Origin of the sequence: Nitratireductor sp. B36 (assembly GCF_020833685.1) — a bacterium.
Lineage (GTDB): Bacteria > Pseudomonadota > Alphaproteobacteria > Rhizobiales > Rhizobiaceae > Nitratireductor.
Genome location: NZ_JACKZY010000004.1, coordinates 353982 through 380397 on the forward strand (window position 1 = coordinate 353982; position 26416 = coordinate 380397).

At 60.4% G+C, this 26416-nt stretch carries 23 protein-coding genes; 14 read left to right on the forward strand and 9 right to left on the reverse strand.

Features of this window, described 5'->3' with window-relative positions:
* Nucleotides 1-15: 15 nt before the first annotated feature.
* From H7H48_RS17980 to H7H48_RS17990, 3 genes are read left to right on the forward strand one after another with little or no spacing between them, the layout of a single operon-like run.
* A complete protein-coding gene (locus tag H7H48_RS17980; RefSeq protein WP_229450442.1) occupies nt 16-957 on the forward strand; it encodes an ABC transporter permease in 942 nt (313 codons plus the stop codon).
* Nucleotides 954-1856, forward strand: a complete 903-nt coding sequence (locus H7H48_RS17985) for an ABC transporter permease (protein WP_229450443.1) — start codon at nt 954-956, stop codon at nt 1854-1856. The genes H7H48_RS17980 and H7H48_RS17985 overlap by 4 nt, the downstream gene beginning before the upstream one ends.
* Complete coding sequence (locus H7H48_RS17990; protein ID WP_229450444.1) at nt 1853-3649, forward strand: ABC transporter ATP-binding protein; 1797 nt, start codon at nt 1853-1855, stop codon at nt 3647-3649. The genes H7H48_RS17985 and H7H48_RS17990 overlap by 4 nt, the downstream gene beginning before the upstream one ends.
* Before the next feature lie 48 nt (nt 3650-3697).
* Here the strand turns inward: H7H48_RS17990 and H7H48_RS17995 are convergent, their stop codons facing one another.
* Genes H7H48_RS17995 through H7H48_RS18020 form a run of 6 tightly spaced genes read right to left on the reverse strand, consistent with a single transcriptional unit; the run spans nt 3698 to nt 10419 of the window.
* Nucleotides 3698-5026 (reverse strand): aspartate aminotransferase family protein, encoded by a 1329-nt coding sequence (locus H7H48_RS17995; protein WP_229450446.1) that lies wholly within the window; start codon nt 5024-5026, stop codon nt 3698-3700.
* Nucleotides 5027-5039: 13 nt separating this feature from the next.
* A complete protein-coding gene (locus tag H7H48_RS18000; RefSeq protein ID WP_229450447.1) occupies nt 5040-5915 on the reverse strand; it encodes a MurR/RpiR family transcriptional regulator in 876 nt (291 codons plus the stop codon).
* Nucleotides 5916-5928: 13 nt separating this feature from the next.
* The gene (locus H7H48_RS18005; protein ID WP_229450448.1) at nt 5929-7233 is read right to left on the reverse strand and encodes a TRAP transporter large permease; all 1305 of its coding nucleotides are present in this window, start codon (nt 7231-7233) and stop codon (nt 5929-5931) included.
* Between the two features lie 10 nt (nt 7234-7243).
* Nucleotides 7244-7759, reverse strand: coding sequence for a TRAP transporter small permease subunit (locus tag H7H48_RS18010; protein WP_229450449.1), 516 nt, complete (start codon nt 7757-7759; stop codon nt 7244-7246).
* 60 nt (nt 7760-7819) lie between these two features.
* Nucleotides 7820-8935 carry a C4-dicarboxylate TRAP transporter substrate-binding protein gene (locus H7H48_RS18015; RefSeq protein WP_229450451.1) on the reverse strand — a complete coding sequence of 372 codons (1116 nt, stop codon included), beginning with the start codon at nt 8933-8935 and terminating at the stop codon, nt 7820-7822.
* Nucleotides 8932-10419 (reverse strand): M81 family metallopeptidase, encoded by a 1488-nt coding sequence (locus tag H7H48_RS18020; protein WP_229450453.1) that lies wholly within the window; start codon nt 10417-10419, stop codon nt 8932-8934. Before H7H48_RS18020 ends, H7H48_RS18015 begins: the two co-directional genes overlap by 4 nt.
* Before the next feature lie 272 nt (nt 10420-10691).
* Between H7H48_RS18020 and H7H48_RS18025 the strand changes: the two genes are divergently transcribed.
* Entirely contained in the window at nt 10692-13328 is a 2637-nt protein-coding gene (locus H7H48_RS18025; RefSeq protein WP_229450455.1) for an ATP-binding protein, read from the forward strand.
* Nucleotides 13325-14524 (forward strand): sensor histidine kinase, encoded by a 1200-nt coding sequence (locus H7H48_RS18030; protein ID WP_229450456.1) that lies wholly within the window; start codon nt 13325-13327, stop codon nt 14522-14524. Before H7H48_RS18025 ends, H7H48_RS18030 begins: the two co-directional genes overlap by 4 nt.
* On the opposite strand, the gene H7H48_RS18035 is transcribed toward H7H48_RS18030, so the two are convergent.
* Complete coding sequence (locus tag H7H48_RS18035) at nt 14509-15246, reverse strand: response regulator (RefSeq protein ID WP_229450457.1); 738 nt, start codon at nt 15244-15246, stop codon at nt 14509-14511. The genes H7H48_RS18030 and H7H48_RS18035 overlap by 16 nt on opposite strands.
* 379 nt (nt 15247-15625) lie before the next feature.
* Here H7H48_RS18035 and fmdA point away from each other — a divergent pair, with 379 nt between their 5' ends.
* The 9 genes from fmdA (at nt 15626) to H7H48_RS18080 (ending at nt 23851) form a co-directional block, all read left to right on the forward strand.
* Nucleotides 15626-16852 (forward strand): formamidase, encoded by a 1227-nt coding sequence (gene fmdA / locus H7H48_RS18040; RefSeq protein WP_229450458.1) that lies wholly within the window; start codon nt 15626-15628, stop codon nt 16850-16852.
* Between the two features lie 85 nt (nt 16853-16937).
* Nucleotides 16938-17450, forward strand: coding sequence for an AmiS/UreI family transporter (locus H7H48_RS18045; protein WP_229450459.1), 513 nt, complete (start codon nt 16938-16940; stop codon nt 17448-17450).
* A gap of 61 nt (nt 17451-17511) precedes the next feature.
* Nucleotides 17512-17817 (forward strand): FmdB family zinc ribbon protein, encoded by a 306-nt coding sequence (locus H7H48_RS18050; protein WP_229450461.1) that lies wholly within the window; start codon nt 17512-17514, stop codon nt 17815-17817.
* 805 nt (nt 17818-18622) lie between these two features.
* Nucleotides 18623-19366, forward strand: coding sequence for an ABC transporter ATP-binding protein (locus H7H48_RS18055; protein ID WP_229450462.1), 744 nt, complete (start codon nt 18623-18625; stop codon nt 19364-19366).
* Nucleotides 19363-20133 (forward strand): ABC transporter permease, encoded by a 771-nt coding sequence (locus tag H7H48_RS18060; RefSeq protein WP_229450463.1) that lies wholly within the window; start codon nt 19363-19365, stop codon nt 20131-20133. The genes H7H48_RS18055 and H7H48_RS18060 overlap by 4 nt, the downstream gene beginning before the upstream one ends.
* Nucleotides 20123-20911 carry a nucleoside phosphorylase gene (locus H7H48_RS18065; protein ID WP_229450464.1) on the forward strand — a complete coding sequence of 263 codons (789 nt, stop codon included), beginning with the start codon at nt 20123-20125 and terminating at the stop codon, nt 20909-20911. Before H7H48_RS18060 ends, H7H48_RS18065 begins: the two co-directional genes overlap by 11 nt.
* Nucleotides 20912-20920: 9 nt before the next feature.
* The gene (locus H7H48_RS18070) at nt 20921-21910 is read left to right on the forward strand and encodes an ABC transporter substrate-binding protein (protein ID WP_229450465.1); all 990 of its coding nucleotides are present in this window, start codon (nt 20921-20923) and stop codon (nt 21908-21910) included.
* 3 nt (nt 21911-21913) lie between these two features.
* Nucleotides 21914-22657: an ABC transporter permease gene (locus H7H48_RS18075; RefSeq protein ID WP_229450466.1), complete on the forward strand. Its 744-nt coding sequence runs from the start codon at nt 21914-21916 to the stop codon at nt 22655-22657.
* Nucleotides 22658-22660: 3 nt separating this feature from the next.
* Complete coding sequence (locus H7H48_RS18080; RefSeq protein WP_229450467.1) at nt 22661-23851, forward strand: phosphopentomutase; 1191 nt, start codon at nt 22661-22663, stop codon at nt 23849-23851.
* 126 nt (nt 23852-23977) lie between these two features.
* Here H7H48_RS18080 and H7H48_RS18085 read toward each other — a convergent pair whose 3' ends face one another.
* Nucleotides 23978-25168, reverse strand: coding sequence for an MORN repeat-containing protein (locus tag H7H48_RS18085; protein WP_229450469.1), 1191 nt, complete (start codon nt 25166-25168; stop codon nt 23978-23980).
* A 228-nt stretch (nt 25169-25396) separates the two neighbouring features.
* Nucleotides 25397-26416 (reverse strand): GlxA family transcriptional regulator, encoded by a 1020-nt coding sequence (locus tag H7H48_RS18090; RefSeq protein ID WP_229450471.1) that lies wholly within the window; start codon nt 26414-26416, stop codon nt 25397-25399.

Below are 26416 nucleotides of genomic sequence, written 5' to 3' on the forward strand. Positions count from 1 at the left end.
GCACCGAAAGGTGCCATGACAGCATTCGTCCTCAAACGGCTTGGCTTCGCGGTCATCACGCTCTTTGCCGTTCTGACCATCGTGTTTTTCATCGTCCGCATTCTTCCGGGCGATCCGGCGATGGCGATCCTTGGTGACCAGGCCAGCCAGGAAGCGCTGGTTGCTCTGCGAGCCCGGCTCGGCCTCGATCAGCCGCTCTATGTGCAATATGTCCAGTTTCTGGGAGGCGTGATCGTCGGAGACTGGGGCGTCTCCATGGTCTCGGGTCGCCCGGTCATTCAAGAGATTTTGAAGGTCCTGCCTGCGACCCTTGAGCTGACGATCGTATCGCTCATCCTGGGCGCCGTGGTCGGTGTTCCGCTTGGTGTGTGGTCCGCAGTTCGGCGCAACAAGCTTCCCGATTACATCACCCGTATGGCATCGCTGCTCGGGCTTTCCTTTCCGGCATTCGTCTCTGCGGTTCTCCTGCTTCTGGTTTTCGCCATCCAGCTCAGGTGGTTCCCGGTGATCAGTTCGGGGCAGGGCACGACATTGGGCGAGCGCCTGCGCGATCTCGCGCTGCCTGCAATCAATCTCGGCCTCATCATGGCCGCCTACATCACCCGCGTGGCGCGCTCAGCCATGCTGGAGGTGCTCAATCAGGACTATGTGCGAACGGCCTATGCCAAGGGGCTGGCCTTTGCCACCATCATCTGGCGCCACTGCCTACGCAACGCGATGATCCCGGTCGTCACGGTGGTCGGTCTTTATCTCGGGATTTTGATTGGCAATTCGGTTCTGACAGAAATCGTCTTCAATCGCCCGGGACTCGGAAAGCTCATCATCGGTGCACTCAACCAGCGTGATTACACCATGCTACAGGGCATGATGGTGATCTACACGCTTATCGTCGTTCTCGTGAACCTGTTGACCGACCTGACCTATGGTCTGATCGACCCGAGGATCAAGTACTCATGACACAGGCTACAACAACCTCTCTTTCGCGCGTTGCCTATCTGCGCAGCGCGCTCGCCGCCACCGGCAGTGGCCTCCTGAAGGCTTTCAATGCCAACAAGACGTCCTGGGTCGGCCTCGGTGTTTTCCTGATCGTCGCCGCCTTGGCCATCCTGGCGCCCTGGATTGCGCCCTATGATCCGCTTGATCAGAACATCCTGTTTCGGCTCAAGCCGCCATCGGCCGAGCACTGGTTCGGCACGGATTATTATGGCCGCGATACGCTCTCCCGCATTCTGTGGGGCGCGCGCATTTCGCTTGCCATCGGTCTGCTTGCCATCGGGTCGGCCATGCTTCTTGGAACATTGATCGGCATGATCGCAGGCTATTATGGCGGGCGCACCGATATCATCATCATGCAGATCATGGATGTGCTGCTGGCCTTCCCCTCGTTGATCCTCGGCCTCATTGTCGTTGCCATGCTTGGGCCTTCCATCGCCAATCTGGTGATCGCGATCGCGCTGACGGCCATCCCGCCCTTTGCCCGCATCGCACGTGCTCCCACCATCGCCGTAAAGAACCGCGAGTTTATCGAAGCCGGTCGTGCGCTGGGTTACTCCGACACACGCCTGATGTTCGGCCATATCCTGCCCAACATCGCGCCGGAGATCCTCGTCATGGGTTCGCTCTGGCTCGCCACGGCCATTCGCGTGGAGGCTTCGCTTGCCTTCATCGGCCTTGGTGTGGCCCCGCCGACCGCCACCTGGGGCGGCATGATCCGGGAGGGCTTCGAGAACATTCTCGATAGTTTCTGGCTGGCCCTCTTTCCATCCATCGCCATCCTCATCGTCGTTTTCGCACTCAATCTGCTCGGTGATGGATTGCGCGACGCCATTGATCCAAGACTGCGGGGTGAAGAATGAGCACGCCCATCCTATCCATCAACGGGCTCACCACTTCCTTTCGCGTGGAGGGAAAATGGCTGCCGGTGGTGCGCAATGTCAGCTTCGATATCGGTCGCGGCGAGACGGTCGCCGTGGTCGGCGAATCCGGTTCCGGAAAGTCGGTTACCGCACTCTCCATCATGCGGCTCATCCAGCAGGGCATGGGGCGCATAGAGGGTTCGATCAAGCTTGATGGCCGTGAGCTGTTGACCCTTGACGAGGAAGCCATGCGCGATGTGCGCGGTGGCGAGATCGGCATGATTTTCCAGGAGCCCATGACGAGCCTGAACCCGGTTCTCACCGTCGGCTTCCAGGTGGCGGAAGCACTGCGCCGCCACCGCGGCATGGATGCGGCCGCGGCCGAAGCCGAGGTCCAACGCCTCTTCGAGCTTGTGCGCATACCGGATGGCAAGCGCCGCGCGAGCGAGCACCCGCACAGTTTTTCCGGCGGTATGCGCCAGCGTGTGATGATCGCCATGGCGCTTGCCTGCCAGCCCAAGCTTCTGATTGCCGACGAGCCGACAACGGCGCTCGACGTGACCATTCAGGCCCAAATTCTCGAGCTCATCCGCGAGCTTCAAAAAGACATCGGCATGTCGGTGATGTTCATCACCCACGATATGGGCGTGGTTGCCGAAATCGCCGATCGCGTCGTGGTGATGTTGAAAGGCGACAAGGTTGAGGAGGCGCCGGCAGCAGAGCTCTTCAACGCCCCGAAAGAGGGCTACACCAGAATGCTTTTGGGCGCAGTGCCCAAACTTGGCACGCTGGCCAACACGCAGACACCGCGTCGGTTCCCGGCAATGGATCTCTCCGGCCCAGGTCCCGAGCCGAAAGGTGAACCGGACAATCGCGGCAAGCCTATTCTGCAAGTCGAGGGGCTGACGACACGTTTCGCGGTACGGGGAGGCCTGTTTGGTGGAGTGAAGGGCCAGGTCCATGCGGTGGAGGATGTGTCGTTCTCGGTCCGCGCTGGCGAGACGCTCGCGCTGGTCGGGGAATCCGGCTGCGGAAAATCCACAACCGGCCGATCTATCCTGCGGCTTGTCGAACCGGTCGCCGGCAGCGTTTCGTTTGAAGGCGAAAACCTGATGGATGCCGACCCGGCGAGCCTGCGTGCAGCGCGCCGACGCATGCAGATGATCTTTCAGGACCCCTATGGTTCGCTCAATCCCCGTCAGACGGTGGGATCCGCTATCGCCGAGCCGATCCGGGTGCACGGTCTCGGCAATCCCATGGAGGCGCAGGACAAGGTCGCCCGCCTCCTCGAATTGGTTGGGCTCACCCCGGAACATGCGCTGCGTTTCCCGCACGAGTTCTCAGGTGGTCAGCGCCAGCGCGTCTGCATTGCCCGAGGTCTCGCCCTTGAGCCCAGTCTCATTGTTGCCGATGAATCGGTTTCGGCGCTCGATGCTTCGATCAAGGCGCAGGTGGTCAATCTCATGCTTGATCTGCAGCGCGAGCTAGGCTTGGCCTATCTGTTCATCAGCCATGATATCGCGGTCGTCGAAAGGGTCAGCCATCGCATTGCCGTGATGCTCCTCGGCGAGATCGTCGAGATCGGGCCACGCGACGCGGTCCTGTCCAATCCACGTCACCCCTACACCCGCAAACTCATCGATGCGGTGCCGGTCCCCGATCCGGCGACGCGCGGTCGCCGGCGCGGTCTTATCGCCGAAGAGTTGAAGAGCCCGGTGCGTCCGCTTGGCTGGGAGAGGCCCGCGCGCCGAATGCTGGAGGTAGGACCCGATCACTTTGTCATGGAGCATTAGTCCGCGATCGCCATGCGGGGCGTTCAGCCACTCGGGGTCATTCCAATACTACTGTCCTCCGAGCGCGGCGTCGACGGCGTGGCCCAGTTTCTCGACGATCAGATCAATGGTTTCCCCGTCGACATTGTAAGGTGGTGCCAGAAGAATGTGATCGCCTGAGGTCCCGTCGATCGTGCCGCTCCCCGGGTAGATCAGGAGCCCCGTCTCCAGGGCGCTTTTCTTGATCGCAGCGCCGATTTTCCGGCCGGGCGAGAAAGGCACCTTGGTATCGCGATGCTCGACCAGTTCGATGGCCTGAAGCAGGCCGCGCCCCCGAACATCCCCGACATGCGGGTGATTGCCGAACCGGGCGAGCAATCGGTCGCGCAACTGAGCGCCGCGTACAGTCACATTGTCGAGCATAGCATCATCACGAATGATCTGCTGAACGGCAAGCGCGGCAGCACAGGCCAGCGGATGGGCTGAATAGGTGTGCCCATGCACGAAACTGCCGCTGCCTTTGGTAATGGTCTCGTAGACGTTGCCCGAGCACATGACGGCAGCAATGGGCTGGTATCCGCCGCCAAGACCCTTGGCGAGTGTCAGGATGTCGGGCACCACATTTTCCTGCTCGCAGGCGAGAAAGCTGCCGGTTCTGCCGGAGCCGCACATCACCTCATCCAGAATGAGAAGCACCCCGTAGCGATCACAGATTTCCCGGATTTTCTGAAAGTAGCCCTTTTCGGCGGCAACCGCGCCTGCGGTCGCTCCCACGACCGTTTCGGCCAGAAAGGCGATGACATTTTCAGGGCCGAGTTCCCTTATCTTGTCTTCAAGGAGGTTGGCGGCACGGTTTGCATAGTCATCCGCGCTTTCACCAGCATGGGCATATCGGTAGGCGAAGCAGGGCTCGATCTTGGGTTCTTCGAGCAGGAACGGGGCATAGGGTTTTCGCCGTGGCGGATTGCCCCCGACCGAGAGCGCGCCCAGCGTGTTGCCGTGGTAGCTCTGGTGCCGGGAGATCACCAGTCTGCGCGAGGGCTCGCCGCGCTCGACATGATACTGCCGCGCCATCTTGATCGCCGCTTCGATCGCTTCGGAGCCGCTGCCGACGAGATAGACCTTGTCGAGGGGAAGCGGCGTCGCGGCGCACAGATGGTCGGCGAGTGCCTCGGCCGCACTGGAGGTGAAGAAGCTGGTATGCGCATAGCTGATCTGCGCCATCTGCTGCTGAATGGCTTCAAGAACACGCACATCGCCATGCCCGATACAGGACACGGCAGCGCCACCGCAGGCATCGATATAGCGCTTGCCGGTTTCGTCGGTGATGTAGGCGCCGCTCCCCCCGATAGCGACCGGAAGCGGGTTGCCAGGGGAGCGGTGAAAAACATGGGTCATTCGGAGGTCTCTGTTATCGTGCGCGCCGATGCGCGTGGTAGGAGCCGGAGGCATAAAGCTGTTCTTCGATGGTGCCGATGCGTTCCATCGCTGTGTCCTGAAGCTCTGTCAGCATGGCAGCGGCAAGCCCTTCGACAACGCCGACAGCCGAAATCACGGAGGGAAAAAAGGACGGGCTCTCGGCTGAGAAGAGCAGGCTGGTCGATGCATGGGGTTGCAATGGTGTGGCGCGGCTGTCGCTCAGTGAAACCAGTTTCGCGCCGGAAGAACGAATGCCTTCAGCCACCATATCGATCTCGCGCGCATAGGGCTGGAAATTGATGGACAGAACCGCATCGCGCTCCGTCAGCATGGCAAGGTCGGCCACCAGCGAAGAGCCCTCGCTGCCGAGAAGCTCCACATTGGGGCGCAGCATCTTGCACAGATAGGTGAAGGTCAGCCCCGGCCCCCGGCAACTCATGAAGGCGGCGACGTATAGCCGCTCGGCATGGGCGAGTGTTTTGGCGGCAGAAGCGATATCTGCAGTCGAATTGCTCTCCAGCGCGTAGGCAAGGCTTGCCTCCTGCGCCTTGAAGGTCTCGGCCAGAAGGCCGCTGCCCTTGTCCTGCTTCACCGCTTCCACGGCCTTGTCGGCATAGCGCGCGGGCCCGGTCCTGAAACTTTCGGCATAAACGGCACGCAATTGCGACCAGTCGGCGAAATCCAGCGTGCGCGCCAGGCGCACGAGTGTGGCCGGTGCAACGCCGGCACGGTTGGCGATTTCGCGCATGGAGAGCAGCACGACGTCGTCCGGGTGATCGATCAGGTAGCGGGCTCCATCGGCAAGCCGGCGGGGCAGCGTTTCAATCTGCGAGATCATGCGCTGTGTCAGCGCTTCAAGGTCTGTCATCTCTGCCATCCTTTTACCCGCTTATCAGGCTGGGCAACCACAGGACGGTTGCCGGAAATGCGATGAGTATGGCGACGGTCACCACATCGGCAAGCAGGAACCATCCCACGCCGCGGAAGACATCGCTGATGGACACTTTATCGGCGACGACATTCTTGATGACGAAGACATTGAGACCCACTGGCGGTGTGATGAGCCCGATTTCCAGATATTTGGTGATCATGACACCGGCATAGATCAGGCTGATGTCCGCGGTCTCGAAGATCGGCAGGAGAACCGGCAGGGTGAGCAGCATCACCCCGATGGGATCGAGGAACATGCCGAGCACCAGATAGATCAGCGACACCGCGATGATGATCAGAAGCGGCGACATGTCCTCTCCGATAAGCCCCTGCACATAGTCGGGGAAGCCCGCAAAGGCGAAAAGCCGGGTCAGAAGCGCTGCGGCCACCGCTATGAGGAAGATTGCGGAGGTGGAGCGGATCGTCTCGAACGCAGCCGCCTTCAGCGCTTCCCAACTCAGTGTGCGCTTGGCAAAGCCGATGGCGATGGAGGCAAGGGCACCGATGGCGCCAGCTTCGGTTGCGGAGAAAAGCCCGGCAAAGATGCCGCCGAACACGGTGATGACGAGTAGGAAGAGCGGCCATGTCTCGCCCAGAGCAAGAAACCGCTCGCGCCAGTCGACGCTCGTCTCACGCGGCGCAAGCGCCGGGTTGTGCTTGACGCGAAGCAGGATCATCAGGCCGTACATGAGCGCGGTCAGAAGGCCCGGAATCACGGCCCCGATGAAAAGCTCGCTGACGGGGACCTCGGCAAAAACGGCATAGAGAAGCAGAATGGTGCTCGGCGGAATGAGCGAGCCCATCGTGCCGGCGGCGGCAATCGTGCCTACGGCAAGCTTGGCGTCGTAGCCACGGTCGAGCATGGCCGGCACGGCAATCTTGCCCATCGCGGCTGCACAGGCGACGGACGAGCCGGTGACGGAGGAAAAGAGCGCGGCCCCACCCACCGAGGAAATGGCGAGCCCGCCGGGCAGAAAATTCAACCAGGCGCGGGCGACGCGGAAAAGCCCGTCTGTCAGTCCGGCGGAAAAGCACACATAGCCCATGAACAGAAACATGGGGATGGCGCTCAGGCTCCAATGGGCGGCGAAGGCATGGGGAACCGAGCGCATGACGCCCCAAGTCGCGCGTTCTCCCACAAGGAGATACATGCCGACGATTGCGACGAGGCCCAGCGCTGCAGCAACGGGAACGCGCAGCGCAAGGAGGATCATGAGCGCACCGAGCGCCCAGTAGACAAGGGTGATGCTATCCACGGTAAGGCCCTTACTGGTCGCTGTTTTGTGTCTGGGATGAAGCGGCGCGCGAAATCGCGCCAGCAGCTCGGACAAGGCAGAGAAGTGCCGTCAGGAAACCCGCCACCGGCAGGAAAAAGCGCGGCGGCCATGTGATGACGGGGATCATGCCGACAATGAACTCGCCCTGACGATAGGCGCGCAGGGCCTGTTCAAACCCCGCATAGGCGATCAGTGCCAGAAACGCGCCGAAGCAGATCAGCGCAAAGGCATCGAGCACCGCCTGTGCCCTTGGTCCCAGCCCCTGATAGAAAAGATCGACGGCAATGTTCTCGTTGCGCCATTCGACATTGAGCAACGGAAGAAAGATGAGAGCCGGCATCCACCAGTCCGACACGATCTCCAGTGTGGAGGGCATCGGCTTGCCAAAGAGGTAGCGGCCGCCGACATCCAGACAGATCTGGAACATCATGACGACGAGACACAGGCTGGCCAGAAACGCCAGCAGGCGGCCGATCCGGCCCAGAAAGAGATCGATGGTTTGCATGGTGGATCCCGGCTGATCAAAAGCGTGGGCGGCACCCGCAAGGGCACCGCCGTAACAGGCTCAAAGGCCGTATTCGGTTTCAGAAAGCTTGTCGAAGATCTCTGTCTTCATGCGCTCTGCGAGGGCTTCGTCGGAAAGGCCGGATGCGGTGATCTCTTCCCACTTGGCCAAAGCCGCCTGATAGCTCTCGATCAGCGATTGCGCGTCGTCGACGCCATAGACGTCCTTCGCTTTTGTCACAATCGCGGAAACGTCCTGGCTGTTGAAGTTGGCGATTTCGGCTTCAAGCGCTTCCGGCTTGTCCAGAACCTTCATGCCGTGATCGGCCGCTTCGGCTTTCGCCTCTTCATTCTGCGCGACATAGGCATTGGTCGTCGCAACGATGGCCTCTGCCATCTTGTCGAGCATGACGCGACGGTTCTCGGGGGTGAGCTCCGCCCAGCTGTCCTTGTTGAAGGCGAGCAGCGGTCCGGAATTGTAGACGCCGAAGCTGCCGAGCGTGATCGTGTCGGCAACATCCCAGAGCGAGTGTGTTTTCAGCGAAGCGGCGGGCTGCATGGCAACATCGATGACACCCTTGTCGAGCGCTTCATACATCTCCGAGCTGGAGGTGTGGACGACCGTCGCGCCGGCCTCACCGATCCAGCGATCCCACGCGCCACCGGGCGAACGAACACGCTTGCCGGCGATGTCCGCCGTCTTGCCGATCTCGCTCTTGCTGATCAGCGCATAGGGTGCGGTGGCGTAGCTGCCGGTATAGACCACGTTCTGCTTTGAAAATTCTGCGATGCAGGGCGCGCAGTTCAACAGAGTGAACTCGGTGACCGCCGCCGCGACGGCAAGGGAGTTGCCGCTCAACATGGCAAGCTCTGCCACAAGCTGGCTGGTGGGCAGCTGTGCCGGGTTGTAGGTGAGCGCGAGAACGGAGGCGTCGGCCACCCCATCGCCCAGACCGGTCAGGGTTTCCTTGCCGCCCAGAAGTGCGCCGCCTGAGACGAGGTTGAAGGTCACTTCGCCATTGGATGCTTCGGCCACCGCCGGGAAATATGTTTCATAGCCAGCGAAAATCGTCGGGTGCGAAGGAGCGACCCAGGAGCTGACGGTGAGTTCGATCGCAGCGGCGCTGGCCGTGCTGGCGGCCAGAGCGAGAATGGCGGCGGTGATGGTTTTCTTCATGTTACCCTCTGTTCTTTCAGGTTGAAGCGCTCCCGAGGCACATTTCGGAAGGGCAGTTTTGAAACGTCAGCCATGGCTGGCCCCAGCGTGTCGCAGGACTGGATGACGTCGAACCGGTTGCCGAATGCAGCCCGGAAATGGTTTTTCGCTTTGGCGAGCAGCACGGGCACCTGGTCGATCTCAATGCCGTGCAGACGGAAATAGGCACTGTCATTGGGAGACTGGCAGCCCGTGGTCACGATGACCCGAAGGTTTCCGACGCGCAGCAGAGCTGTCGGACCGAGATCCACCTTCATGCCCCGCTCCATGGCGTCCTCATTCTGGAAACGGCCATTGGTGATGCGCAGGACTTCAGCCCGGCAGGCGACCGGCACTCCGAAACGGACGTCGAGCCTTGCGCCGAGGCTGATGTCGAGCTCTGCACCAATGCCCGCACGATGGGTTTCCGCCACGATCTCCGGCGCGGCGAAAAAGGCGAACACGCTGCCATCCGGCAATTCCGTATTCATCGCGGCGCGGAAGAGACCCGGCGTGTCGCCAATGCCTCCGGAAAGGGGATTGTCGGCAGGTTCCAGGATCGCGACGCGATTCCCATCGGCCCACGGACGGCCTGACAGCACCGCTTCGGCCGAGGGAAGGTCAGGCTGAAAGCGAGCCTGCGTGCCTCGCATATAGCCGGCAACATGATCCGCCAGAGCCTGCCCCTGATATTTGTCCTCGCAGGTCACCAGAACGCCGGCATTGGCCTGCGGAACGTCAGCGTATGCGAAACTGGCAAAGGGGTAGGCGACCGGAAAGAGAGACTTGCCGCCGATCTTGATGCCCGCCGCCCGCGCTTCGTTTTCGATGTCCAGCATGGGACCTGGCGCATCTGTGCGCATGTTGAAGCTCGGCAGGATCCTGTCGATCGTCTTCAAGAGCACGTGGCTCTTCACCCCGTCCCTGATGATATGCGCAAGCATGTCCAGCGCATCGCGCGCGGCCTCAGCCATGTCAATGTGAGGATAGGTCCGGTAAACGGTAGCGGCATTGAGCATGTCGGCAAGCTTCGGCGCGATGCAGGCATGCATGTCGAAGGAAGCGGCAATCGGCAAGTCCGGGAAGCGGCGGCGAAGACCCCCAACAAGCGTCGTTTCGGGATCCGGATCAACCGTGCCGATACAGGCACCGTGAAGCGACAGGTACAGACCGTCGATGCCTTCCAGTGCCGGGTCTTCGGCGATCTCGGCCGTCAGCTGGTCGAGAAGTTCCTGATCCACGGGGCCTGCCGGAGCGGCCGAAGCGCAGCGCGAGAAAACCAGCTCCACATCGTCGCGCAGCTCCGCCCAGGCAATTGCTCCGCCAGGTTCCGTTGCCGTGCCGCGATAATGCGCGATGCAGCTCTCTCCGCGGAACCATTCCCGTGCCTCAAAATGCTCCAGTCGTGTCTGGCAGACCGAAAAGGAGTTTGCTTCGTGCCAAAGGCGGGCGATGCCGATACGCATACATTATCCGACGAAATATAAAACAAATGTTCCGCATCTTAAAAAATAATTGTTTTGTTTTGTCAACAGCGCTCACACACTTGGCCGACCCGTAGAAGCTGTGCGGTCGGCGGTCCTGGTCGAGCGGCAGACGGGGCATGAAAAGAACGCGCACTGGTTTCGACGCCGGCTTTGTGTGATCATCACTGAAGGGGAGAATGGGAGAGCAAAAACAAGATGCGAAAAGCACAAACCCTGCCTGAAGGGCAGTGTTCGGGGCGGAGTGCGGATTAGTGGAAACACCGCAATCGCCTGCCTTACGGTCCTATCATTCATGGATCGCCAATGAGACGCTGGAGGATTACTCTCTGCGCTACGCCGCGCGGTCCTTCCGGCGCTGGTCTCCGTTCGTCATCGCCAACACTGCGCTGGGCGGCATCTCGTTTCTGGCGCTGGAGGCCATCGGCGGAGCGATCACACTGAGCTACGGCTTCGCCAATGCGTTTCCCGCCGTTCTCATCACCTGCCTGTTTGTCTTCGTCACGAACCTGCCCATCGCCTATTATTCGAGCCGTTACAACATCGATATGGATCTGCTCACCCGCGGGGCGGGATTCGGCTATATCGGCTCCACTATCACGTCGCTGATCTATGCGACCTTCACCTTCATCTTTTTCGCGCTCGAGGGCGCGATCATGGCGCAGGCGCTGAAGCTCTTTGCGGATGTGCCGCTGGTGCTGGGCTACATTATCTCGTCGCTCGTCATCATTCCCATCACCTTCATGGGCGTGACGATGATCAGCAAGTTGCAGATGGTCACCCAGCCCATCTGGATCGCCATGCTGCTTGCGCCCTTCATCTACATCGCGGTCGGCCATCCCGAAACGCTCGATCAGTGGATGGCGTTTGCCGGCAGCGAAACGCCGGATGGCGGCTTCGATGTGCTCGCCTTCGGCTCGGCCATCGGTGTCCTGTGCGCGCTTTCGATACAGATCGGCGAGCAGGTGGACTATCTGCGCTTCCTGCCCGACAAGACGCGCGAAAACCGTTGGCGCTGGTGGGCGGCGGTCATCTCCGCCGGTCCCGGCTGGATCGTGGTCGGCGGTTTCAAGATTCTCTGCGGCAGCCTTCTGGCCGTGCTCGCGGTCTCTGCCGGCCTGTCGCCATCGACGGCGCTCGAGCCGATCCACATGTATATCAAGGCCTATGAATATGTGAGTGACGACCCCCGCACCGTGCTGGCGCTGGCGGCGATCTTTGTCCTCATCTCTCAGGTCAAGATCAACGTGACAAACGCTTATGCCGGCTCGCTCGCCTGGTCCAATTTCTTCTCGCGCGTCACACATTATCACCCTGGCCGCGTGGTCTGGCTGATCTTCAACATCCTGATCTCTCTGCTTTTGATGCTGCTCGGCATCTTCCAGACACTGGAGCTGGTGCTGGCGGTCTATTCGGTCATCGCCGCCGCGTGGATCGGCTCCATCTTTGCCGATCTCGCCATCTTGAAGCCGATGGGCATCAGCCCGCCTTTCACCGAGTTCAAGCGCGCCTATCTCTACGATTTCAATCCGGTGGGTTGCGGGTCGATGGCGTTTGCTTCCCTCTTCGCGCTCATCTGTTTCATGGGTGGATTTGGCGATCTGGCCGAAGCCTACGCCGCTCCCATCGCCTTCTTCACCGCGCTTTCAGGCGCCGTTCTGATAGGCGTGGTCACACGCGGCCGCTATTATCTCGCCCGCCCGCGTGCTCCGCTCGCCGAGCCCGAAAAACCGGTGGTGCGGTGCGAAATCTGCGAGCTGGAGTACGAGCGACCGGACATGGTGCATTGCACCTTTTATCAGCGCCCGATCTGCTCGCTTTGCTGCAGTCTCGATTCCCATTGCCACGATGTCTGTAAATCGTCGGGCACGGTTCTGGAGACCTCGCGTTCACGGTATTTCGGACGCGCCCTTCGCAGCAAGATCGCGCCGCGGATGACACAACGGCTGCTCAAGGTGAGCGGCGTCCTTTTCTCGCTCGCCGTGATGACAGCTGCGGTATTCCTTCTCACCTACCGGCTGATAGAGCCCACCGCGCTTCAGCCCCATGTGGAAAGCGGTGCGCTTTTGCTGCGGGTGTTCCTGGCGCTTCTTCCGCTGCTTGCCATTGGCGCATGGTGGATCGTTCTTTCGCATGAAAGCCGGGAACTGGCCGAGCGCGATCTGGTCACCTCGCTTGAAAAGCTTCGCCAGGCGCAGCAGGAACTCGCCTCAAACGAGCGTCTGGCGGCAATCGGTCAGATCACCGCCACGGTCAGCCATGAGCTGCGCAATCCGCTGGGCACAATGGTCACCTCCACCGACATTCTGCGGCGCTCACTCAAGAACGCGGATGAACCCGTCACCGGCGAATTGCAGCGCTTGCAGCGCAATGCCTGGCGCTGTGTGCGCATCATCGAGGATCTTCTGGATTTCTCGCGCAAGCATGCGCCCGTCATGTCGCCCGTGGCCATCGACCGTTGGGTCAAGCAGCAGTTGAGCGAAGAGGATCACGAGATCGCGCATCTCATCACGCTCAAGCTCGATGCCGGTTGCGATGTGCTTGCCGATGCCGAGCGCCTGCGCCAGGCCTTCTCCAATGTTCTGCAGAATGCAGCGCAGGCCTGCGAGGAGCGCGGGAAGCAGAGCGGTCAGATCATCATTTCCACACAACGCCTGCATGACCGGGTCTACCTGTCGGTCTCCGATAATGGCGGCGGCATGTCTCAGGATGTGGCAGAGCGCGTGTTCGAGCCACTCTTCAGCACCAAGGCGTTTGGCGTTGGGCTTGGCATGCCACTCGTCAAGCGTATCGTGGAGCAGCATGGCGGCGACGTGCTCATTGAGAGTCAGAAGGGTGTCGGCACCACCGTGTCGCTCGTTCTGCCATGCGCGGGAGAGCATGCACCATGAGCGATCGCGAGATCGACCTTCCCGCAGAGGTCATCGGAGAACACCCGCTGCGTGAGACCACGCCGGCGGAAGAACACGGTGTTCTCATCGTCGACGATGACGAGGATTTTGCCGCAAGCCTTTCCGGCCTTTTGAAGATCGAGGGGTTCAGGGTCGCAGTCGCGCACGACCCTGAGGGCGCGCTTGCCGTTCTTGAGGAGGCGCGGATCGCGGTGGCCCTGGTCGATGTGCGGCTGGGCACGGGCAATGGTGTCGATCTCGTGCGCCAGATTCGTCAACGTGATCCTGACCTTGTTTGCGTAATGGTCACCGCCTATGCGTCCATTGATACGGCCGTGGAGGCGTTGCAGGCCGGCGCATATGATTACCTTTGCAAGCCGTTTCACAGCGAAGACCTGCTGGCAACGCTCGCCCGCTGCTTTGAACGCATCCGACTTCTGGAAGAAAAGCGGCTCGCTGCCGAGCGGCTGGGGCAAAAACAGCGCATGGAGGCCATGGGTCAGCTCACCAGCGGCATAGCGCACGACTTCAACAACATTCTCGCCGTGCTTCTGAGCAATCTGCGCTGGCTGGAGCAGCGGCTGGGCGATCAGCCGGAACTGGCAGAGATCGTGGCGGATGCGCTGGACGCCACGCAATCGGGATCAGAGCTGACCGATCGGCTTCTCCAGTTCGGGCGTCAGAACGCGAAGGATGTTGCAGTGGTGCAGCTTGGCGAGGCCTTGCCCCCGTTGATGCGTATGCTTGCGCGCACGCTTGGAGAGACGATCACGATCTCGCTTGAGGTAGCCGATGGATTGAACAGCGTACTCATTCCCGCCGGTCAGCTGGAGCCCAGCCTGCTCAACCTCGCGCTGAATGCGCGCGATGCGATGCCGGGCGGCGGAAGCCTGTATTTTGAAGCGTCGAACGTAATCGTCCGTCCGGAGGACGCGCGGGTTGCTTCTGGGCTTTTGCCGGGCCGCTATGTGCTGCTGTCGGTGCGCGACACAGGCCATGGCATGCCGGTGGCGGTGCGCCGCCGCGCGCTCCAGCCCATGTTCACCACCAAGCCGCCAGGGCAGGGCAGTGGTCTCGGCTTGTCGATGGTGGATGGTTTCGTGCGCCAGGCCGGTGGGCGTCTCGGCATTCTCAGCACGCCGGGCAAAGGGACCAGCGTCAATTTATATTTGCCGGCGCACTATTCCTCGGACTGAGGCGCGAACATGTAACCGACCCCGCGAATGGTCTTGATGAATTGCGTGTCACGGGCATTGTCGCGCAATTTCCGCCGGATCTTGCCAATCATCACATCGATGCTGCGATCGTAAGGGTTCCAGTTGCGATTGGCGACGATATCGAGGATCTGCTCACGGGAAAGCACACGTCCTCGCCGCTCTACAAGTGCGGCCAGAAGCTGGAATTCCTGGCTCGTCAGCCGCACCGTGTCACCTCTCGGAGAGGCGAGATGATGGCGCGAGGGGTCAAGTTGCCAGCCGGCAAAGCACATGATTGGAGAACGGCTTTTCTCCTGGGGTTCCGGCACGCTGATGCGTCTCGCAAATCGGCGCATGACAGTGCGGATGCGGGCCAGCAGTTCACGTGGCTCAAACGGTTTGGTCACGTAGTCGTCCGCGCCCAGTTCAAGGCAGACCACCTTGTCGATCGTGCTGTTTTTGCCGGAAAGCATGATCAGCGGCAGGTCGTGCTGGGCGCGCAGTGAGCGCGCCAGCGAAACACCGTCTTCGCCTGCAGGAAAGGTAAGATCGAGAATAACCAGATCGAAATCCTCGTCCGCCATGGCCCGCCGCATGGCGCGGCCGTCCTCGGCGCTTGTGACGGCATAGCCTTCGCTAGCGAGGAAGCGCTGAAGAAAGCGACGAAGACGCTGATCATCATCGACCACAAGAACGCGATGCTTTTCGTCCGAGATCCCCATGGCTTATACGATAGTCGCAAACGGTTGCGCAGGTCGAGATGGGAACGAACGCCGATCGGTCATAAAAATTGAGCCATGGTCTTCCTGCTCGCGAAAAGCCCTCATCCGCCGTGAGGGTCATCTGGGCTGAAGCTTCAAGCAACCTGCTGAAAATAATTCCTTATTTCGAACTGTAGAGCGTCAGGCAGCTTCTGCGCGGCCTTCGAGAACGGTTACAAAAAATTACAAATCGGGCGTCCTCCAGAGCCAATCGGGTTACAGTCCGAACCTAATCTTCTCCGGCACGGTTTCGTCCGGCTGCATCTTGTTGCCGGGCGCAAAAATGACGGGGGGCTCAAAATGGAAACCTCCGACTGGCCGTTCAAGAGGAGGAGACCCAATGCCTAAAACAGTGTTTTCTGTCGATCTCAACAAGGCACCAGAGGATCAGGCGATCAAGACGCACAATCGCTGGCATCCCGACATTCCGATGGTTGAGACTTTCAAACGCGGTGAAGTGTTCCGTGTCGAGTGCTACGACTGGACCGGTGGTCAGATCGGCAACAATGACAGCGCCAACGACGTGCGTGATGTTGATTTGACCCGCGTTCACTATCTGAGCGGTCCGTTCGGTTTCGAGGGAGCAGAGCCAGGAGATCTGCTTGTTGTCGACATTCTCGATATCGGCGCTTTGCCAAACTCCGAATGGGGCTTCAACGGCCTGTTCGCCAAGGAGAATGGCGGCGGCTTCCTGACGGAGCATTATCCGAACGCAACCAAGTCATGCTGGGATTTCCAGGGGATCTACACGACCTCGCGCCACATTCCGGGCGTGCGGTATCCGGGCATCATTCACCCGGGGCTGATCGGCTGTCTGCCCGATCATGCGCTTCTTGCCGAAGCGAACCGCCGTGAGGAGGAGCTCGTTTCTACCGATCCGAACCGCGTCCCGCCGCTGGCCGCACTGCCTTATTCCGACACGGCGCTCATGGGCCAGATGTCGGGTGATGCAGCGCGCAAGGCGGCTGCCGAAGCGTGGCGCACCGTGCCGCCGCGCGAACATGGCGGCAATTGCGACATCAAGAACCTGTCGCGTGGCTCCAAGGTTTATTTCCCTGTCTACGTGAAGGGTGGCGGTCTCTCCATGGGCGACATCCACTTCTCGCAGGGCGATGGCGAAATCACCTTCTGCGGCGCCATCGAAATGGCCGGCTGGATCGATCTGAGCGTCGATGTCATCAAGGGCGGCATGGCCAAATACGGCGTCACCAACCCGATCTTCAAGCCGAGCCCGATCGATCCGCATTTCGACGATTATCTGATCTTCGAGGGCATCTCGGTCGATGAGCACACGGGCGAACAGTATTATCTGGACGCGCATGTGGCCTATCGCCGGGCCTGCCTCAACGCGATCGAGTATCTGAAGAAGTTCGGTTACACGGGCGAGCAGGCCTACAGCATCCTCGGCACAGCGCCGGTGGAGGGGCGAATAGCCGGCATCGTGGACATACCGAACGTGTGCGCAACGCTGGCCATTCCGACAGCGATTTTCGATTTCGATATCAATCCGAACTCGACCGGGCCGACCAAACAGGTCTCCGGCGTGGACGTCGCGCGAACCACTTGAGGCTTGCCACAGGATATTCAATGAAACGAACGGGACAGCCGGGGTGGGACCCGGCTGAACCCGCCTTTCGGGAGGAAGAGCTGCCATGCTGCTCGGTTTTGCCTTGCTATACGTCGGCGCCGTCCTGTTTCTCAACGGGCTGTGGCTGATGGGAAAGATCGACGACAAGGAGATTGTCGTCATCAATGTCGTGTCCGGCTTCGTCACGCTTTGTGTTGCACTGGCGTCGGCGTTCGGGACTGCGGCGGATGCTGCGTCGGTCAAGTCGGCGGCGCTGACACTGCTGTTCACCACCACCTATCTCTGGGTCGCCTACAACCGTGTGGTTGCGGTGGATGGCCGCGGGCTCGGCTGGTTCAGCCTGTTCGTGGCAATCACCGTCGTGCCTATCGCGATTGAAGGGCTGGCCGGCGCGCAGAGCTTCACCGACACCTGGCTCGGGCTCAACTGGGCCATCTGGGCGGTGCTCTGGTTCATGTATTTCCTGCTGCTTGCCTTGAAGCGTCCGATCCTGCAGGCCACCGCGGTCGTCACGCTCCTCACCGGCATAGTCACCGGCTGGCTGCCGGGCTTCCTGCTGCTTCAGGGAATGCTCTGAATTTTTCGTGCGGCGGCATCTGGTCGCCGCACCATGCGAGACAGAATTTTCGGAGACCAAAATGCCGCTTTACAATTACGTTTGCGAAGATTGCGGACCTTTCGACGAGTGGACCTCCATGGCGGAGGCGGGCAATGCATGCGCCTGCCCAAGCTGCCAGACACCGAGCAATCGCGATGTGGCCGCACCGAGCCTCAGCCTCATGAACGGCACACTCCGGCGCGCGCTTGCCCGCTCGGAAAAAAGCGGCAGCGAGCCGCGTGTGGTCAAGAAGGAGCATCTGGCCGGGTGCGGCTGCGCGCTCTGCAAGGTCGGCAAGAAAGGCCCACCCTCGCCACGCAAGAAATGGATGATCGGCCATTGCTGAGGCCGGGATCGGCCTGAAGGCCTGCCACAACCAGCCCCAATTGTTCTCAAAAGGCCAAAACTGCCGTGATGAGAGCGGTTGGGGCTAAGTGATTTATGCAGCCGCTCTCCAGTGGCTTCGAGAACATCACTTTTGCCAACGATCGGCTATTGTCGTGCAGCACCCGCTGCGCTCGGTCTTGTTCGGGCAACCGGACCGCATCCCCTCCATCGCGCCTCGTTGAAGAAATCTGGGTATCCCTCCCGAGAGGCACACACCCGGTTTGATTTGACCTGTCATTCCGGCGAGGGGCTCCGGAGGACGCCTTCGCACCCCCGTCCTTCCCCTGTGCACAAAGGCTATAGTGCGGCGCTGGCTGTGAAGCGCCGCAGCTTCACCCTTTCGGACATTCGCGAATTTCGCAAAGACGTCTGGCCGCTGGCCTGCGCCTGTCCCTTGCAGGGATACTATGCAGTCGGGTGTATCAATAATTAGAATTTCCGGGTGCTGTCATTCAGGGGCTTCTTCTTCTTATAAGCTCTTGTGGCGCTCGAGAGCTGGAAGGCAGAAAACCAACGCTTCCCGTGGGAATTTCTCAGCAAGATTGATGGTAAATAAGTATATGAAGTAATTAGGGAATTATCACGTGAGGAGATTTGGATTTATGACCGTGAACTCTCGACAAAGACGCAGCAGCGCGTTCTGAGAAAAGTTCGCTGACTCATTAATGGCGCTGGACATGTCGTCTAAATTTTGAGAACTTATCCCGCAAGGGCGCATTTTTCAGACGCCTTAATCGATTAAATCGCCTTTGGAAGGTCTCAGATTGATAACCACTTCTGGTCTGACGAAGAGCTTCGATCTTGAAGGTGGAAGCATCCTCGCCCTGGCCCCGCTTGATCATCGGATTGAAAAGGGTTCGTTCGTTTCGATTGTCGGGCCCTCTGGCTGTGGCAAGTCGACGTTTCTTCGATTGATCGCGGGCCTCGAAGACGCTTCCGGCGGCACGGTCAAGCTCGACACCGGCTCTGCAAAGCGCCCCGTTGGGTTCGTGTTTCAGGATGCGGTGCTCCTTCCCTGGAAGACCGTCCGCGACAATATCCGCTTTCCGCTCGACACCGCCGGTGTGCGCCGCGACGAGGGCAACCGGATCGTTGGTGAGCTGATTGATCTCGTTGGGCTCACGGGTTTCGAAGATGCGTTGCCCAAGCAGCTTTCCGGCGGCATGCGCCAGCGTGCTGCCATTGCTCGGGCCCTGTCCGACGATCCGCCCATCCTTCTGATGGATGAGCCGTTCTCGGCGGTGGACCTTCTCACCCGTGAAACGCTGAACGATGAATTGCTGCGAATCTGGCAGCGCACGGGCAAAACCATCCTTCTGGTCACCCACAGTGTGGAAGAGGCAGCGTATCTCGGCAGCGAGGTCATGGTCATGTCGCCACGTCCGGGCCGCTTGAAGAAAACCTATACGGTGGACCTGCCGCATCCGCGCGGCGAGGCCACCAAGCTTGATCCCGCTTATCACCAACTGGTCGCCGAACTGCGCCAGGACATGCGGGAAACGGAATGATGCTCGCCCGCTTTCGACCCGTTTTCGAATATGGTTTGGCGCTGTTGTTGCTGACCATCGCCTGGTGGTATGCCAGCGGGCCGATGGGCATCCCCAAATATCTTCTTCCGTCGCCGCAAAGCACAGTCTCCACCCTGTGGGATTCGCTGGTGAGCGGCCAGTTGTGGCCCCACCTCTGGTTCACCCTCCGCAACATTTTCCTGGGTTTGGCTATCGGTGGCGTGGCCGGCGTTGCCGGCGCCTATCTGCTCTACAAGATGCCCCGGCTTTCCACCTATCTGGATGGCCCGCTGGTTGTCTTCCAGACCGCGCCGAAGATCGCGCTCGCGCCTCTCTTCGTCGTCTGGTTCGGTCTCGGTCTCACGGCAAAGATCGTGCTCATCGTCTCGCTCGTCTTCTTCCCGGTCCTCATGGGCGCGCTTGCGGGCTTCCGCAGCATCGACAGCCGTATGCATGACCTCGCCAAGCTCCTGAAGCTCAGCCCGCTTTCGCTGTTCTGGCGTATCGATCTGATGGCAGCGCTTCCGGGGATTTTCGTCGGTCTCAAGATCGGGGCGGTGCAGGCGCTTGTCGGCGCGATCCTTGCCGAGTGGATCTCCGGCAGTGACGGGCTCGGTTATCTGATGACCTTCGCCTCCGCCACCTACAAGACCTCGCTGCTTTTCGGCGCCGTGCTTCTGACCTCGCTTCTGGGCATCGCTCTGCATGGGCTTCTCGGCGCGATCGAAAGCCGTCTCCTTTCATGGAAGGTGCAGGATGGCCGATAGCGCAAAACCCACCGCGCGCCTGCCGTTTTCCGGCGGACGTCCACCCCATCTCCCTTGCGGGCCGGGTGATGTGGCCGAGGATGTTCTGGTGCCGGGCGATCCCGACCGTGTCGCGCTGCTGCGCAACATGCTCACCGATGTGCAGGATTTCGGCCGCAAGCGCGAGTTTGCGCTCGTGACGGGCACATTTGAAGGCCGGCGGCTCACCATCTGTTCCAGTGGCATTGGCGGTCCGTCGACCGAGATCGCCCTGGTCGAGCTGGCCATGCTGGGCGCAAAGCGTGTGATCCGCATCGGCGGGTGCTCCGCACTGGTGCCGGAAATCCCTACCGGCGACTACATCGTGCCGCACATGGCGACCGGCATGACCGGCGTTGCAGCCCTATATGCCGAGCATGGTCACACGCCTGTGGCCGATCCCGCACTTGCATCCGCGCTTGAAGCAAGCGCCGCAGCGCTGGGGCTTGGTGCACACCGGGGCATGATCGCCTCGACAGACAGTTACTATCTCGGGCAGGACCGACCGCTCACGCTGGATGCGGTCGAAAGCCCGGACGCTGGATATCTGGACCGTTTCCTTGCCGAGGGGGCCATCGGGGTGGAAATGGAATCGCAGGTGATCCTGGCCGTTGGCCGGGCTCTTGGCCTCAGGGCGGCCTGCCTCTTGGGTGTGCACGGCAATCGCGCCACCGACAATTGGCTCGTCGATTATGAAAACACGCAGCGAAACCTGCTCCGCATTGCGGGCCGGGCTCTGGCACTTGATGCGTCCCAATAGGAGATAAAAATGAAATTCATGCTGAAAACCGGCGTTGCCGCGCTCGCGCTCATCGCTTCGGGCGTCGCGGCACTTGCTGCCGATAAGGTCGTCATGCAGATCGACGGCGCCGCCGTTCCATTCTACTCGCCGCTTTATGCTGGCGTCGAAAACGGCTTCTTCGCTGATCAGGACATTGAAGTCGAGTTCATCTATGCCGGCGCGTCCGACATCTTGACCAACATTGCCGCCGGCAATGTGGATTTTGGCTTCCCGAATGGTGATGCCGTCGTGGCGGCAGCCGCCAATGGCCTGCCGGTGAAGGTGGTCCACACCACCTATCAGCGTGGCATTGGCGCGTTGCTGGCCAAGAAAGAGACCGGCATCGAGACCTATGCGGACCTGAAGGGCAAGACGGTTGCCGTCACCTCGCTTGGTTCGCCCAATTATCTCCAGCTTCAGGTGGGTTTGCAGAATGCCGGCCTCACGCTCGACGACATCAAGCTTGAAGTCGTCTCCACCGGTGCAATCGTTCAGGCGCTGCAGAGCGACCAGGTCGATGCCATCGTGTTCTCCGAGCTGCGCAAATACAATCTGGAAGGTGCGGGCGTCGATGTCACGATGTTCCTGTCCAACGACTTCCTGCCCTCCTTCGGCAATGTCGTTGTCACCTCCAGCCGCCTGCTTGAGGAAAACCCGGATCTCGTGAAGCGCTTCACCAATGCAGTCACCGCCTCCTATGAATGGGTGATCGACGGTCATGTCGACGATGCTCTCGAGATCTCCTTCGAGAAGTACACACCGACCTGGGCCGATCAGAAGGAGCTTCTTTCGACGGCGTTCAAGAACAGCTTCGTCGCTTCCGTCTGGCAGAGCGATCTGACCAAGGAAAAGGGTCTTGGTGCTGCCGATCTCGACGCCTGGCAGGCCAATGCCGACATTCTGGCGAAATACGAGGTCATCGAGGAAGCGCCCAAGGCTGCCGACTTCGTGGTCGACCCGTCCTCGATCGGCGAATAAGCCATGCTGAAGCGCGGGATCGCGGGTCTGGTTCTCATCGTCGCCCTTTGGGGCGGCGGTGTGTTCCTGTTCAATGTGCCAGATTATCTGTTGCCAAGCCCGGCCGCCGTCATGGCGCGGATGGCGTTTCTCTATGAAAACGCCAATCTTCTGGGCCATGTCTACGTGACGGTGATGGAGATTTTCTGGGGCTTTCTGCTTGGTTTCCTTGCAGGCATTCTGGCCGCATTGCTGTTTGCCCGCTTTCCCGTTTCCGAGCGGATGTCCACGCCGCTCATCCTGCTTCTTCAGACCGCGCCCAAGATCGCCATCGCGCCACTGCTTCTGTTGTGGCTCGGTCTTGGGCCGGCACCAAAAATCGTGCTGGTTGCCATTGTCACCTTCTTCCCGGTTATGACGGGCATGCTGTCGGGCCTGCGTTTCGTCAATAAGTCCTATCTGGATCTGGCACGCGTGCTGAAGCTGTCGCCGCTGCAGCGCTTCCTGCATATCGAGCTGCCCTCCGCACTTCCGACCCTCTTTGCCGGCGCGACAGTGGCGACCACGCTTGCCATGACGGCAGCCGTGATTGGCGAACTGATGGGCGCAAATGAGGGCGTGGGCTATCTCCTTTCCTCTGGACAGGAGAATGCCGACACGGCCACAGTGATCGGAATGGTGCTCCTCCTCTCGCTCATGGGCTGGAGCTTTTATGAACTGTTCGAAGCGCTGCGCCGTCGCATGGAGGCGCGCTTCGCGGAAGGGTGAGGGATGTCTGTGAACGGTCGTGTCTTCCTGTGCGTTCTGGATTCGGTGGGCATAGGCGGCGCACCGGATGCCGAGCGGTTCGGTGATGCCGGTGCCAACACGGTTCTTCACATCGCCGAAGCCTGTGCTGCGGGCAGGGCGGAGGAGGGGCGTTCCGGCCCGCTTCATCTTCCCAATCTTTCCGCCCTTGGTCTTGGTGCGGCACTCGAGCTTGCCTGCGGCCAGTCCGCGCCGGGGCTAACCGAGCCTGAGACCGGAGTATCCTGGGCGGCCCTTCAGGAAGAAAGTGCCGGCAAGGACACCCAGACCGGCCATTGGGAGCTGGCAGGCCTGCCGCTTTCCAAAGACTGGCATTATTTTCCCCATGAGGTTCCGGCCTTTCCGGAAGAGGCGATGGCGCGCCTGCGTGAGGCGGGCGGGCTGGAGCGCACGCTCTTCAATGCGCACGGCTCGGGTTCGGACGTGCTGGAGCGTTTTGGCGCGGAGCACATGGAGACCGGCGCGCCGATCGTCTATACGTCGGCAGACAGCGTGGTGCAGATTGCCGCGCATGAGGAGACATTTGGTCTCGAACAGCTCTTGCAACTCTGTGAGGCAGCCGCCGAAATCTTCCATCCCATGAATGTCGGGCGCATCATTGCCCGGCCTTTCGTCGGGGACGCGGAAAGCGGCTTTACCCGCACCGCCAACCGGCGCGATCTTGCCATCGCACCGCCCGGAGAAACAGTCTGCGACCGCCTTGTGGCCGCTGGTCGAACCGTGCACGGCGTGGGAAAGATTGGAGACATCTTCGCCGGCAAAGGCATTTCGCGTGTCCTGAAAGGCCCCAACGACGATACCCTTTTCGACCGTCTGCTTGAGACTGTCGAAACTGTTGCCGAAGGCGATCTCGTCTTTGCCAACTTCGTCGAATTCGACAGTCTTTACGGCCATCGCCGCGACGTGGCCGGTTACGCACGGGCGCTGGAGTGGTTTGATCGCCGCCTCGCCGAGCTTCTGCCGAAGCTGCGCCCCGGCGATCTTCTGATGCTGACGGCCGATCACGGCAACGATCCGACCTGGACTGGCACGGATCACACGCGCGAGCGCGTTCCCTTGCTGCTCGCTGGCAACGCGTTGCCCTGGGCTGGAAGCGGTGGCGTCTTGCCGTTCAAGAGGGTGGCGTCAATGGTGGAAGACCATCTGCTGGGCTGATAAACCTGCCTGGCGCCAGACGCGGTTTTCATCCTTCATCTCTCACAAGAGCTAGGCGCGCCTGCCGTCAGTCGTCACGCCGCGCAAGCGAGGCAGCGGCTGGCCAAAACCCGCTTGAATGGCGCGCTACTGCCGCCTCATGTTCCCGGAAGAGCATCTCACGGGCAGGTCCCGCTTGTTTTTCACGCTCATGACCGACCATCCCTTCCAGTCGCCGGAGCGCACCAGCCTTTCGGCAACGCGCCTTGCCTTTTTCTTGGCTGCAAGCTCGCCCAGAAAGAGCGTGTCGCCTCCTATGCTTGAATTCCTGTCCTCGACGCTTTTCAGCCGAGCATAAAACCGGTCGAAAGATCCTGTCTTGATCCTGTACTCATCCACTGTCACGCCCGAACCGATGAGGTGGCAGCGCCGGCCGCCCCTGCCTCTCAGTCTGAACAGCAGATACTGGTCGACGCGGCGGCGTGTTGCGACGTTCGACTGGGCGCGATCGGGATAAAGTTCACCAGGGTCGATACTGTCTTCCGACCCCCAGGTGACAAGATAGAGGCTTTTTCGGCTTCCATCCTCTTTCCCGTATTTCTCGCGCGTTCTGTATTTCCGTTCCTCGACCTTTGCTTCAGCGCGGGCGCGCGCCTCCGGCGTCAGTCGACCGAAATTTCTGTCCTCAGCCTGCTTGGAGGAAAGAACCACACGTCCGTCCGACCAGTTTGCTTTCTCGGGCCGGCCTCCTTTCGCAGTGAAAGTGCCTTCCCCCTCCCCAAGCGATCCATGAAACCTCCCTGAATAGACGTCGCCCTCCTTCGTCTCATAGGTTCCAACGCCCTGGATCTTGCCATCGCGGAATTCGCCGACATAAACCCCGCCGGATTTGGTTACCAGCCGGCCTTTGCCTTCCCGCTGGCCGTGGACCCACGAGCCTGTGTAGTGACCACCATCTTTCCAGTAATAGGTGCCTTGCCCGTGTCGGCGGCCATCCAGCACTTCACCGGTGTAGCGGTCGCCATTCTTGTAGGCATAGTCCTTCACCTTGGCGTAGCCTTTGGTCACTGGTCTCTTTCCGGAGAGCAGTTCTGCCTTGGACGGGAGCTTCAGTTCCCCGCGCAACACCTTTTGAACATTGCTGAAGCTTGGCTTGTGACCAGCCAGACGGAGGCGCTCCTCAATTTCCAGCATCTGCTGGAAGGAGTCTTTCTTGGCGCCGTCATCGGCGCTCTCGGCCAAAGCCGGCGGCTGAGTGCAAACGAGAAGAGCACCGAGAAAGAGCCAGGGGAGTGCAGCAGACTTCGAAATTCTCAACAATGACAGGTGTAACGCCAAAATATCATCCAATAAATTTAACCAGCTCACTAGATTCAAGATGACTTATGTCTGTCAAGCAATTGGTCGTCGGGAAAGAGATTTTCTTGGCAGTGTTGACCGAACTCTGTTTCAATTCTCCCTTCCCCGTTATCGAAATCGCTAGCGGTCTTCCGGCCCGAATTTCGGCGCGGTTGCGCTTTCAGTGACCGCGTCTGTGTCCCGCTGAGGCCGCTTGGATAAGGACTTTCAGTGCGCGCGCGCAGCTTTCGTGATGTCCGCGGATGGGGCTGTGTGATTTCCGCTCTCGGGTTGCATGGCCGTTCGATAGCCCTGGGGCGTTGTGCTGTAGAGCGCCCGAAAGGCACGGCTGAAATGCGCCGCGTCGGCAAACCCTGTGTCGACGGCTATTTGCGCAATCTTGTCCGTAGTATGAGTCAGCAGCCAGGCTCCATAGCGCAGGCGCATGTCACGGAAGTAGCGTGAAGGGGTCTGGTTGAGCTCTGCGATGAACCGCCGATCCAGCTGCCGTGGACTGATACCGGCCTGCCTGGCGAGTTCGGGAACCTGCGGTGGCTCGTTCAATGACTGTTCCATCAAATGCACCACGCGGCGCACCGCGCTGTCTCGCACATTCTGCATTTCTCCGTAGAAATGTGCCTGGGGATGCGTGGATGGCCGTACGCCCTGAAGCATCATGTGGCGGATGCTCTGCTGTGCCTTTTCGTGGCCGCAGTGTTGCGTGATGAGATGCAATGCAAGGTCGCACGCACCAGCCGAGCCCGCGCAGCTGATCCGGTCGCCGGCATGAACAAAAATGCGGTCGGGGACAGCGCGGATATGCGGAAACTGCTCCTTGAATGCCTCGAATACATTCCAGTGGACGCACGCGACATAGCCCTCCATGAGACCGGCCCGCGCGATGTTGAACGTGCCCGTACAAAGGCCGATGAGTGGTGTCCCGGCGTCTGCCGCGCGATGAAGGTAGTCATCGAGCCACCGGGGCTGCTGCCTTTCCAGATAGCCATTCCCTCCGCACACGGCGATGTAATCAAACAGTCCGGGGTCGGCCAACTCACTGGTGGGGGTAATCTTCAGGCCGCAGCTTGCGGTGACGTCCTTGCCGCCCATGATTTCCCAGCCGCAGGCGATCTGCCGACTGCGCCCGCCTTTGTCCGCAGAAAGACGCATCGCTTCGATGAAACCCGAGAATGCGTTGAGCGTGAAGGATTCAAGCAACACGAAGCCGACACGCAATTGCTGTCCCAT

Coding starts and splice junctions, on each gene's coding strand:
- H7H48_RS18090 (WP_229450471.1), bottom strand. CDS start 26,416: ATGGGACAGCAATTGCGTGTCGGCTTCGTGTTGCTTGAATCCTTCACG.
- H7H48_RS17995 (WP_229450446.1), bottom strand. CDS start 5,026: ATGACCCATGTTTTTCACCGCTCCCCTGGCAACCCGCTTCCGGTCGCT.
- H7H48_RS17990 (WP_229450444.1), top strand. CDS start 1,853: ATGAGCACGCCCATCCTATCCATCAACGGGCTCACCACTTCCTTTCGC.
- H7H48_RS18045 (WP_229450459.1), top strand. CDS start 16,938: ATGCTGCTCGGTTTTGCCTTGCTATACGTCGGCGCCGTCCTGTTTCTC.
- H7H48_RS18000 (WP_229450447.1), bottom strand. CDS start 5,915: ATGACAGACCTTGAAGCGCTGACACAGCGCATGATCTCGCAGATTGAA.
- H7H48_RS18020 (WP_229450453.1), bottom strand. CDS start 10,419: ATGCGTATCGGCATCGCCCGCCTTTGGCACGAAGCAAACTCCTTTTCG.
- fmdA (WP_229450458.1), top strand. CDS start 15,626: ATGCCTAAAACAGTGTTTTCTGTCGATCTCAACAAGGCACCAGAGGAT.
- H7H48_RS18070 (WP_229450465.1), top strand. CDS start 20,921: ATGAAATTCATGCTGAAAACCGGCGTTGCCGCGCTCGCGCTCATCGCT.
- H7H48_RS18030 (WP_229450456.1), top strand. CDS start 13,325: ATGAGCGATCGCGAGATCGACCTTCCCGCAGAGGTCATCGGAGAACAC.
- H7H48_RS18010 (WP_229450449.1), bottom strand. CDS start 7,759: ATGCAAACCATCGATCTCTTTCTGGGCCGGATCGGCCGCCTGCTGGCG.
- H7H48_RS18015 (WP_229450451.1), bottom strand. CDS start 8,935: ATGAAGAAAACCATCACCGCCGCCATTCTCGCTCTGGCCGCCAGCACG.
- H7H48_RS18060 (WP_229450463.1), top strand. CDS start 19,363: ATGATGCTCGCCCGCTTTCGACCCGTTTTCGAATATGGTTTGGCGCTG.
- H7H48_RS18065 (WP_229450464.1), top strand. CDS start 20,123: ATGGCCGATAGCGCAAAACCCACCGCGCGCCTGCCGTTTTCCGGCGGA.
- H7H48_RS17985 (WP_229450443.1), top strand. CDS start 954: ATGACACAGGCTACAACAACCTCTCTTTCGCGCGTTGCCTATCTGCGC.
- H7H48_RS18050 (WP_229450461.1), top strand. CDS start 17,512: ATGCCGCTTTACAATTACGTTTGCGAAGATTGCGGACCTTTCGACGAG.
- H7H48_RS18035 (WP_229450457.1), bottom strand. CDS start 15,246: ATGGGGATCTCGGACGAAAAGCATCGCGTTCTTGTGGTCGATGATGAT.
- H7H48_RS18080 (WP_229450467.1), top strand. CDS start 22,661: ATGTCTGTGAACGGTCGTGTCTTCCTGTGCGTTCTGGATTCGGTGGGC.
- H7H48_RS18075 (WP_229450466.1), top strand. CDS start 21,914: ATGCTGAAGCGCGGGATCGCGGGTCTGGTTCTCATCGTCGCCCTTTGG.
- H7H48_RS17980 (WP_229450442.1), top strand. CDS start 16: ATGACAGCATTCGTCCTCAAACGGCTTGGCTTCGCGGTCATCACGCTC.